The sequence below is a fragment of the Ruegeria marina genome (genome assembly GCF_900101475.1).
Taxonomy (GTDB): Bacteria; Pseudomonadota; Alphaproteobacteria; order Rhodobacterales; family Rhodobacteraceae; genus Ruegeria_B; species Ruegeria_B marina.
In genome coordinates this window covers 189548-200448 of sequence record NZ_FMZV01000008.1, presented here as the reverse complement: position 1 = coordinate 200448, position 10901 = coordinate 189548, and the positions used below count along the sequence as shown (strand labels likewise).

Genomic DNA, 10901 nt, shown 5'->3' with positions numbered 1-10901 from the left:
GGCAATGACTTCCTGTTCGCGGTGAACGGCAACGACGACCTGCAGGGCGGCGCGGGCAATGACTCGCTCTACGGCGGTGCGAACGACGACACGCTGTCGGGCGGGGCGGACGACGACATCCTGTATGGTGGGCAAGGGTCGGACACGTTCGAGTTCGGCATCAACGATGGCCAGGACGTGATCCGCGATTTCGAAGATGGTATCGACGTGATCGACCTTCTGGGAGGGCTGACCTTCGCCTCGTTGACATTCTCGCCGATCTTGGGAGGGGTGCGCGCCGAGGTCACGTCTGCACCCGGAAGCTGGATCGATTTCGACGGCCTTGCCATCGGCGCGCTGGACGCCACGGATTTCGTGTAACCTTTCATTCGCCGCGGGTCGTGTCAGACGGGTTTCCAGCCAGAATCGGTTTCCCGATAACCGCGAGAAACCGGCGGAACAGAGTTGACGCCGCTCGGCAAGATCAGCGTTAGGGATCAACTTGAAGTTTGCTTGGATTTAGATCCCCGCCTCCTACATCGGGCCAATTCCGTTCCACCAGAACCGGATCGTCTGGAGCGGAACCTGGGCCGTCCGGTCACGGCTCGAAGCTATGAAACCGCCCTCCCCGCCTCGAGACGGTTTGCTGCGCAAACACGCCAAGAGAAGAAGGCAAAACCGTCTTCGCTCGGGAAGCGCCCCAAACGATCCCGCTTCCAAGATCTTGGGTGCGAGATTAGGATTGTCATCGGGCGGACTGCCCTCATGAAGTCTTTCCTCTTTCGTCGGTATTGCAGATGACAGATGGCCGGAGCGCACAAACAGCGGATCAGGAGGTGGCAAAACCGATACTTGCCCCCGCATTGGTGGCCCTCGCTCAATCGGGTTGCGGGATCGCAATAGCGTCTTGCGGATCCGACGGAGCGCCCGTACTCGGCCTTGGCGTTGCATGTCGACTGCGCCCAGGCGGGGTGTTCCGGTTTCTGGTCGACAGATGCGTCAATGCAGAAGTGATCGAAGCCCTTGCCTCGGGGGGACCGGTGGCAGTGACCCTTACTGTGACCCGCGACCATACCTCGTTCCAGATCAAGGCATCAAAGGCGCACACCGGCCCCCGGTGCAACGACGATCTTCCAGAGGTCGACCGGCAGCAGGCGCTTTTCAGGGACGGTTTGTCCGAGCTTGGTTATTCCGAGGCACAGGGTGTGGGTTACTCGGTGTACGAGACGGCGAACCTTGTCGCGGTTGAGTTTGCTCCCGAGCAGGTCTTCAGCCAGACACCCGGTCCGGGCGCAGGACAGGAGATTACCAAGTGAGCGTCATCACGGTGGATGCGCTCAGGCCGGCGCTGGAGGGTGTGATCGCTTCGATCATGGCAACCTGTGATCCGAATGGTGTGCCGAATGTATCGATGATCAGCCAGGTTCACTATGTTGATCCCGAACGGGTAGCCCTGTCCTACCAGTTCTTCAACAAGACCCGTTCGAACCTCCTAGCAACCCGTCGGGCAGCGGTGCAGGTGACCGATCCCGAAACACTGGCTCATTACAGGCTGGATCTGGAGTACGAGGAGACACGCACCAGCGGCGCCCTTTTCGAAAGCATGAAGGCAAAGCTTGCCGGGATCGCGTCCCATCATGGAATGGCAGGCGTCTTTCGGCTTCTTGGCTCGGATGTCTTCCGTGTGACGCGGATCAGGCAGGTTCCGGGACCGGTAATGACACCGCCGCCCCGCGAGTCACTCCTCGCCGCAACGCGACGGACCTTCGCGACGCTCGATCAGTGTCAGGATCTGGAAGATCTGTTCGATCAGGTTACGATCTGTCTGGAGCGGGATTTCGGCATCCGGTGGGCGATCGTGCTGGTTGCCGAAGGCCAAGGCGGCCCGTTCTACGCCGTAGCCTCGAATGGCTACGCGGCCAGCGGTATCGGGGCGGAGGTCGGTTCGGGAGAAGGCGTGATCGGCGTCGCCGCCGCCGTGGGTATGCCGATCAGGATCGGCCACATGACCACCGAGTATCGCTACGGCGAAGCGGTTCGTGAAGCCGCGCGCATCAATGGCATCGTCGGAGACGAACCGTGCCGCATCGCCTTTCCGGGCCTTGCCGCCCCACGCAGCCAGATCGCATTGCCGATCGTGGACGACAACCGCGTGGTTGCCGTTCTCTTCGCCGAAGACGATGCCATCATGCGCTTCGGCTACGAGGAAGAGGATGCTCTGGCCCTTGTTGCCGGGCATCTCGGGGCGCGGATGGCGCTGCTGCGGCTGACGGAGGATCAGGAGGCTCTGGAAAAACTGCCGGATCCGGATCCGGCCGAAGGCACCGTCAGAATTCGCTACTTCGCCGTGGATCAAAGCGTCTTTCTGGGCCATGACTATCTGATCAAGGGAGTGGCAGGAGCGATCCTGTGGCGCCTTCTCCGTGAACATCGGGACACCGGCAGAACCGAATTCACCACACGCGAACTGCGCCTTGATCCCGCTCTCAGGCTGCCCGCTCATGCCGAGAATCTGGACGCCAGATTGATCCTGCTCAGAAAGCGATTGGAGGAACGATGCGCCTGCCTTCGCATCGAAAAGGCCGGGCGCGGCCGTTTCCGTCTGCTGACAGGCAGCCGCATCGTCCTGGAAGAGGCGCCCGGGTCGGCCTGAGCAAGATTTTAACATTCGTGAGCCTTTTGCGCGGGATCACTTAGCATGCGATCCACCGCAACCCGTGCGATCCCTGCGTCATGAACCGGGATGGCCGACAGGCACGCCGAGCGGCCTCCCGATCCAGAGACACCAGCCGGACATGCGGCGCACCGGGGAAGTTACCCGGGCCAAGGGGCATGTGCCGGTTCCAAGGAGACCGGAACAATGACATACGACGAGTTCACATCCCGCCTGCGCGGGACCGCAATCACAGCCTACGATCCAGGCTACTCTGCGTCTTGCGACGCGTTGGTGTGGAACGCACGCAAACCGGACCGGCGCGCCAGAGTAATCGTGCGCGCCGCAGATGTCAGCGATGTGCAGGAAGCCATCCGCTACGCCCGGCACCACGGCCTCGGCGTTTCCGCCAGAACCGGCGGCCACCAGTTCACCGGAATAGCCATGAAGGCGGACATGGTGATCGATCTCGGCGCCTTCGACAGCTTGCGCATCGACACTGCCGCACGCGAAGCTTCAATTGGCCCGGCCGTCACGAACACGCGCCTCGCCGCTGCCTTGGACCGTCATGGGCTGGCCTTCCCGGTCGGGCATTGCGCCTCGGTTCCAATGGGCGGCTATCTTCTCGGAGGCGGAATCGGCTGGAACGCGAACGCCTGGGGTATTGCCTGCCATTCGGTACGTTCCGTGGATGTTGTTCTGGCCGACGGTCAGATCGTCACGGCCAGCGCCGATTCACACCCTGATCTATTCTGGGCAGCGCGCGGGGCTGGCCCCTCTTTCTTCGGGATTGTCACGGGCTATCGCGTCGCGCTTCAGGACGGACCGAAGGCATTGACCACGGTTGTCCGGGTCTACCCGGCGGCTCGCCTCGGAGAGATTGCGCGCTGGGCCGAAGGCGCAGTTGCGCAAGCGCCATCGAATGTCGAGTTCACGGTGAAGATCGATACGGGTCCTGACGGTCCGGTTATTGCCGCAATCGCGAGCGTCTTCGCCACCACCGAGGCCGAAGCTCAGCAGACACTTCTAAAGCTGGGACATTCCGCCCCCGAAAGCCCGATCGCCATGATGGGGCCGATGCCAACACCGTTTCAGGCGCTCTACGAGATCACCGGCGCCTCGACGCCGCCGGGCGCGCGATACGGCGTTGACTGCATCTGGTCGGATGCCGCGTTCGGCGATGTTCTTGCGCGGCTTGTTCAGGGCATCGGAACAGCGCCCTCGCCAAGAAGCTTTGGTCTCCTTGCGCTGCGATCGAATGCAAGTGCAGTTCCCGACATCTCGGCCTTCTCGGTAAGCGGGCGGATGATGGCAACGATCTATGGCATCTGGGATGACGAGGGCGCCGATAACGCGAACATGGCATGGCTGCGCGGTTTGTCCGGACAACTCGTCCCATCCGCGAACGGTGCCTATGTCGGCGAAGCCGATCTGGATGGAGCGGAACATCGCCTGCCAATTCTTTCGGATGCAGTACGGCTTAAACTGGACGGCATCCGCAACCGATATGACCCCGAAAACCTGTTTCGCAAACAACCTACGGCCACCGGCCGCCACGCGGCCTGATCGCGGATATCCAAGGAGAACCACGAATGAAGATCAAACAGTTTTGCGCTCTGGCGGCCTTGCTTGGGTCAGCTGCCTCCGCTCCGGCCTGGGCCGATCCTGTCGAGCGAGGCGCCTATCTGGTCAGGATCATGGATTGCGCCGGTTGCCACATGCCGCGGGGCCCCGAAGGCGCGCCCATCGCAAGTGCGGGCCTGTCCGGCGGGAATATCGGTTTCGAGATTCCGGGCCTCGGGATCTTCTGGGCGCCAAACCTGACGCCCTCGCAAAGCGGCCTCGGCTCCTGGTCGGACGACGAGATCGCAACCGCGCTCCGCAGCGGGATACGCCCTGACGGCCGGATCCTGGCACCGGCAATGCCATGGCAGGCCTATGCCGGTCTCTCGGACGAGGACACGCACGCCGTCGTGGTGTACTTGCGATCACTTCCGGCACAGGAAGGCGCGATGCTTCAGCCTGTCGGAACGGCACAGGAAGCAGAAGCGCCATTCTACCGGGTGGTTTTGCCGTAAAGGAATGCAAGCCTGGGCGCCCCTGCTGCGAATTCAGAGGCGCCGCACCGGCCGGGTTTGAAGGGCCGGATTGTCCTCACAATGGACCTCTGATGGCTTCTGTCAGGTGACCGCTTGAAGCCCAATTCGGACAGTCCCCTGAAGTTCCAGGTGTTTGCACCTCGGCTTCAACTCTTGTCCATGGTTTGACCGGGATCAAAGCCGTTTCGTGTATCCGGTCAGAAACTGAACGAAGCGTTGAAATCCGGGAGCAATCTCATGTCCGAAGACATCGCAACCGTCCAGCACCATATCGTGGGTGCTGGTATAGCCGGCCTGTCTGCTGCCGTGTTTCTTTGCAGAGACGCAGGAGTACGCGGTGAAGATATCTGGATTTACGAGCAACTCGGTATCCCTGGCGGATCGCTCGATGGCGGCGGAGACGCTGAAACAGGTTACGTCGTGCGAGGCGGCCGCATGTTCGAGAAACACTTTGCCTGCACTCTTGACCTGTTGAAAACCATCCCGTTGCAGAGCGATCCGTCCGTCTCCGCCAGGGATGATATTCTCGAGTTCAACCGAATGGTGCCGGGTTCGTCAAATTGCCGCTTGGTACGGAATGGAAGTCCGGCCGAGGACCGGTATGATCTTACGCTCAGCGCGCAAGATATTGTCGATCTCAATCGCTTGATTCTGCACCCGGAGGCCGGGCTGGGCGCGCAACGGATCGACGACTGGTTCAAGCCTGCCTTCTTCGACAGCAATTTCTGGCTGATGTGGTCCACGATGTTCTCGTTTCAGCCTTGGCATTCACTGGTCGAAATGCGGCGATACCTGCTTCGTTTTATGCATCTTTTCCCTGGCTTCACACGGATTTCGGGCATTCTGCGTACACGCTACAATCAGTACGACTCCATGATCGCCCCCATCTTGGCGTGGCTGCAAACCCGCGGCGTTCGTATCGTGACTGGCAGACAGGTTACCGACGTGATGATCGACGGTACACGGCAGGGTCGACGCGTCAGCGCCCTCACCCTCAACGATGGCGATGCGATAGAAGTGAGTGCTGAGGACTGCGTATACCTTACGCTCGGTTCCATGACAGACGGGTCGGTGTTTGGATCCAGGAACCATGCACCGACGCTCGACGAACAGCCGGCCGGTGGCTGGCAGCTATGGCGAAAGCTGGCGTCACGGCATGAAGGCTTTGGCAAACCCGACGTTTTCTGCAGCGACACTGGCAAGACCGGGTGGAACTCGTTCACTATTACCATGGACGGCCCCGACTTCTTCGAATTCATGGAGGATTTCACCAACAACCGAACCGGCACAGGTGGTCTGGTGACATTTGCCGGTTCAGGCTGGACGCTTTCCATCGTGTTATTTCATCAGCCACATTTTCGCGGGCAGAAACACGGCACCTATACCTTCTGGGGCTACGGGTTGCGAGGTGACCTGCCAGGTGATTTCGTGAAAAAACCGATGTGGGAAGCGACCGGCTCCGAAGTCATCGAAGAACTTTGCGGCCATTTGCAGTTGACGGACGACCAAAAGGCATGGTTCGACACCGCGAAGATCGTCCCGTGTCGAATGCCCTACATCACCAGCCAGTTCATGCCCAGGGAACCGGGAGACCGCCCCGATGTACGTCCGCATGGGGCTGAAAACTTCGCTGTGATCGGACAATATTGTGAACTCCCGCGGGATTGCGTCTTTACTGTGGAATACTCGGTGCGTTCGGCACGCACTGCGGTCGCGAGCCTTACAGGCCGCTCAGATCCACCGCCTCCGGTGGCGCGCACCGATCTCGACCCAAGAGTAATTGTCCGCGCATCGCGTGTTCTTCTTGGAATTTGATCTGACCTGCCCCCCACGATATCCCTGTCCATCAAGTAGTGACGGCCCAAGCCTGAAGGAGCAGACGAGTACGAATTCGCCTGGCACCGCCATGGCTGTGCTTCACCGCGAACCGGCCGCCCGAAGCTCCTGCTCCAAGGCTTTTTCAACGGCCCCTCGGGGCTTCGTAAATCTCGCGAGCAGATCGTAAAGTACTGGTGTCGCGGCCAGCATCAGGATGGCCGACAGGCCAAGACCGGCGATGATGACCGTGCCTATGGCGTTTCGGCTTTCCGCGCCGGCGCCCGTGGCCAGGACAAGCGGCAGAGAGCCAAGTATGGTCGACAGGACCGTCATCGTGATCGGACGCAAGCGCAGGACCGAGGCGAGAACCACGGCCTCGCGCACCGATTTGCCTTCGTCGCGCAACTGGTTGGCGAATTCGACGATCAGGATGCCGTTCTTTGCGACCAGCCCGATCAGGAGGATGATACCGATCTGGCTGTAGACGTTGAACGACAGGCCGCCTGCGGTCATCGCATAGATCGATCCGGCGACCCCGACGGGCACGGTCAGAAGTATGATGAGCGGGTGGACGAAGCTTTCGAACTGGGCGGCAAGCACGAGGAACACGACAAGGAGCGCCATCGCAAAAACCGCGACGGCGCCCGCCGATGTATCCTTGAAGGTCCTCGACTGCCCATCATACCCAAGTTTGCCACTTGCCGGAATAATCTCGGCCGCAATTTGTTCCAACTCTCCCAAGACGGTGCCAAGGTCTGCCCCCGGGCCAAGAGCGCCTGACAACTGGATGGAAGGAAGACGGTCAAATCGTCGAAGAGAAGGGGCGGCGGCGTTTTCGCCTATGCTCACGAGTGCTCCGAGAGGCACCAATGTCTGGCCGTCGCCCGAGCGGATGTGAATATTGTCGATGTCGGCTGCGGACGTGCGATCACGCTCCTCGGCCTGCAGTATGACGGGATATTCCCGGCCTTGGCTCACAAAGGTCGTGACCTGCCGCGACGCCAGCATCGACTGCAAGGTCGTCGCAATGGTTTCTATAGAGATGCCCAGGTCGTCGGCTCGCTCCCGGTCGATGCGGACCTCGAGCTGAGGGAGATTCTGTTCAAAGTTAATTTCGGGGTTGACGAGACCTTCAATTTCCTCGGCACGCGCCAGCATTTCGGTTGCCCAGCCCTTTACGCTGTCGAAGTCCGGGCCGCTGATAATCACGCTGACCGGTGTCGAGTTGCCACGGAGCCCCAGCCCCGCCGGAGTTATCGGAAACCCGCGCGCGATCGTGACCTCTCCCATCTTTGGAGCGATGGATCTGGCGACATCGGCAGCGCTCATCTCGCGGTCTTCCCAAGGGGCAAGCCGGAACACGACGAAGGACCGATAGGCGCGGTTGCCCCAGCCGGTGAAGGTAAAGACCGTTTCCACGACACCCTGCTCGCGGAGAGGCTGAAGCAGGCCCTCGACCTGCCGGGCGGCAAGGTCGGTGTATTCGACCGTGCTGCCCTGTGGTGCCGTCAGCGGCACGAAACCGACCCCCCGGTCCTCGCGCGGGGCAAGTTCGCGCGGCAGAGAGCCGTAAAGAAATGCAGCGCCACCGGTGACCGCGCCGGTCACCGCGAGCACCACAAGAGGCATGTGCAGGCATTTGCGCAGAAACCCCGCATAGGCCCGCTGCACCGCGCCGCGCGGCTGGTCGGCCTCGTGAACAGGCGCGCCTTCGCCCCGGACAAGAATCTTGGAGGCCAGCGCGGGGCAGGCTGTCAGCGCGACAAAGGTCGAAATCGCCACCGTGCCGGCCATCACCCAGCCGAATTCGATGAACAGCCGCCCGACCTGGCCCGGCATGAAGGACAGCGGCACGAACACCGCGATCAGCGTGACCGAGGTGGCCAGCACGGCGAAGGTGACCTGGCGGGATCCTTTCAGCGCTGCGACAAGAGGTGTTTCGCCATTCTCGATCCGGCGCTGGATGTTCTCCAGAACCACGATCGCGTCGTCGACCACGAGCCCGATCGCCAGCAGCAGCGCCAGCAGCGTGAGCGTGTTGATCGAGAATCCCCAGGCCCCGATCAGGACAAAGGCGCCGATCAGCGACACCGGAATGGTGATGGCCGGTATCAGCGTGGCGCGCAGGGATCTGAGAAACAGCAGGATCACCGCGACGACAAGGGCCAGCGAGATGAAAAGGGCAATGACGACCTCGCGGATCGAGGCGCCGACAAACAGCGCGTCATCCGACCCCACGAGGATTTCCATGCCGTCCGGCAGGGTCGGGTTGATCTTGTCGATCTCGGCCCTGACCGCTTGCGAAATCTGGAGGGTGTTGGATTGGCTTTGCCTTTGAACCGCGACACCTACCGCTTCACGACCGTCGCTGCGTGCGATCGTGGAGTCGTCGGCCACACCGGGTTCGACACGGGCAACGTCACGCAGACGGACAGGATAGCCTTCGATACGATCCAGTACGACATCGCGGAAGTCGTCGACGCTTTGCAAGCGGCTGTTCAGGCGCACCGCAAGTTGCCGGCTGCTCGAAGTGACCTCGCCGGCGGGCAGTTCAACATTGTTGCGCCGAAGCGCGCGTTCCACGTCTTCGACCGTAAGCTTGCGGGCGGCCAAGGCGCGTCTATCCAGCCATATGCGGACCGCGAAAGCGCGTTCGCCGTAAATACGCAGGCTGGCCACACCATCCAGAGTCGCAAGACGATCCGCAATGAAACGATCAACATAATCGGTAATTTCGGCGGTTGTCATGCGGTCGGACACGATTGCCAGACGCATTACGGGGTCAGCGTCGGCATCGCTTTTCTCGACTTCGGGCGCATCCGCTTCGTCAGGCAGATCGTCCCGGATACGACCGACCGCGTCGCGGACGTCATTGGCGGCAATGTCGACGTCATACCCGGCGGTGAATTCGATCACCACCCGCGACCAGCCCTGGCGGCTTTCCGAACTGATCGACCGGATGCCCGAAATCGACGCCACGGCTCCTTCGATCGTCTCGGTGAGGTCGGTGTCGATCACCTCGGGCGCCGCGCCGCGATACGTGGTGGTCACGGTCACCACCGCGTTGTCCACATCGGGAAGTTCGCGCACCGGAATGTCACGCAACGCGGTTATCCCAAGCACGATCAGCAAAAGATTGGCAACCGCCGCCAGTACCGGTCGACGAACGGAAAGATCGGTCAAAATCATGAATCGCTTCCCGTTGCCGGACGCATCTCTCCGGGTTTATTCAGAGCCTCTACCGCTCCGCCGTCCCGTACCCGGTGCAACCCTCTGACAATAACGGAATCGCCTTCTTCCAGCCCGTTTTCGATCGCGACAACTCCGTTTCGCCGCTGCCCGGTCTTGACCGTGACGCGCTGCGCCTTGTTGTCATCGACGGTGAAGACATAGGTTTCGGCGGCCTGGAAAATGATCGCCTCTTCCGGCACCACAATGCGTTCGCTTTCCGAAAGCGTAAGTTCGAGAGACATGAACATGCCGGCCGGAAGAGTACCGTCGGCATTGGGGATCACGGCTCTGGTTCGAAAGGATCTGCTAACCGGGTCAATACTTGTATCCACGGCTTCGATCACCCCGTCGAATTCCCGTCCGGGAAAGGCAGGGCTCGAGGCCATGATCCTTTGCCCGCTTCGGACTTGGGAAAACAGGGTTTCCGGCAGAGAGAATTCGACCTCGACATTGGTGAGGTCGTCGAGACGCGTGATGTAGGTTCCAGCGGTCACCCTCGCACCCTGGTCGATATCGGCCAAGCCGACCTTGCCGGTGAACGGCGCCCGAATTGTTCTTTCGGCAAGCTTCTGTTCGGCGCGGTTCAGTTCCGCGCGCGCCTCGGCAAGTCTTGCTATTGATTCTTCCAGGGTTGCCTCGGACACCGTGCTCGACCCTCGGAGCTGCGTAACACGTTCCAGCACCCGTTCCCGCTCGACCAGCTTTGCATTCGCCTCGGCCAGGTCCGCGCGGGCGATCGTATCATCAAGTTCAACCAGCGCCTCGCCCCGCTGAACGGTCTGACCCGGTTCGAACAGGATGCGTTCGACCCGGCCATCCGCTTCGGGAACAATGTCGACCGATTGCCTGGCCCGCGTAGTCCCTACGGCTTCGACCGCCGTTTTCAGAATACGCAGTTCGGCAGTCGCCAATTCGACAATGGTCGGTGCCACGGATCGACGATTTGCGTTCTCAGACGATGCTTTCGGATCAACGACATATTGTTCGTAGAGTTTGAAACCGCCGTAGGCGAGAGACGCGATGAACGCAATTGTCAGGATCTGTCGCCATATGGACATGGTTTGGGCAGCCAAATTTGAACTCTGAGATAGCGCTGACGCTCCTAGGTACAGTAGATCAGT

The 10901-nt window shown here is 60.9% G+C and carries 7 protein-coding genes and 1 pseudogene; 6 read left to right on the top strand and 2 right to left on the bottom strand.

Going from position 1 to position 10901, the window contains the following annotated elements; all coding sequences use genetic code 11:
• The 6 genes and pseudogenes from BLT75_RS13125 to BLT75_RS13100 form a co-directional block, all read left to right on the top strand.
• Positions 1-360, top strand: a pseudogene (locus BLT75_RS13125) (hypothetical protein); the annotation flags it as partial.
• 665 nt (positions 361-1025) lie between these two features.
• Positions 1026-1295 carry a hypothetical protein gene (locus tag BLT75_RS13120; RefSeq protein WP_143028558.1) on the top strand — a complete coding sequence of 90 codons (270 nt, stop codon included), beginning with the start codon at positions 1026-1028 and terminating at the stop codon, positions 1293-1295.
• A complete protein-coding gene (locus BLT75_RS13115) occupies positions 1292-2632 on the top strand; it encodes a GAF domain-containing protein (RefSeq protein ID WP_143028557.1) in 1341 nt (446 codons plus the stop codon). Before BLT75_RS13120 ends, BLT75_RS13115 begins: the two co-directional genes overlap by 4 nt.
• Before the next feature lie 207 nt (positions 2633-2839).
• A complete protein-coding gene (locus BLT75_RS13110) occupies positions 2840-4198 on the top strand; it encodes an FAD-binding oxidoreductase (RefSeq protein WP_176828006.1) in 1359 nt (452 codons plus the stop codon).
• 26 nt (positions 4199-4224) lie between these two features.
• The gene (locus tag BLT75_RS13105; RefSeq protein ID WP_093032222.1) at positions 4225-4710 is read left to right on the top strand and encodes a c-type cytochrome; all 486 of its coding nucleotides are present in this window, start codon (positions 4225-4227) and stop codon (positions 4708-4710) included.
• Positions 4711-4968: 258 nt separating this feature from the next.
• On the top strand, positions 4969-6546 hold the full coding sequence (locus tag BLT75_RS13100) for an oleate hydratase (RefSeq protein WP_093032219.1): 1578 nt from the start codon (positions 4969-4971) through the stop codon (positions 6544-6546).
• A gap of 102 nt (positions 6547-6648) precedes the next feature.
• On the opposite strand, the gene BLT75_RS13095 is transcribed toward BLT75_RS13100, so the two are convergent.
• The gene (locus BLT75_RS13095) at positions 6649-9738 is read right to left on the bottom strand and encodes an efflux RND transporter permease subunit (RefSeq protein ID WP_093032216.1); all 3090 of its coding nucleotides are present in this window, start codon (positions 9736-9738) and stop codon (positions 6649-6651) included.
• Positions 9735-10838 carry an efflux RND transporter periplasmic adaptor subunit gene (locus BLT75_RS13090; RefSeq protein ID WP_093032213.1) on the bottom strand — a complete coding sequence of 368 codons (1104 nt, stop codon included), beginning with the start codon at positions 10836-10838 and terminating at the stop codon, positions 9735-9737. The genes BLT75_RS13095 and BLT75_RS13090 overlap by 4 nt, the downstream gene beginning before the upstream one ends.
• Positions 10839-10901: the final 63 nt, after the last annotated feature.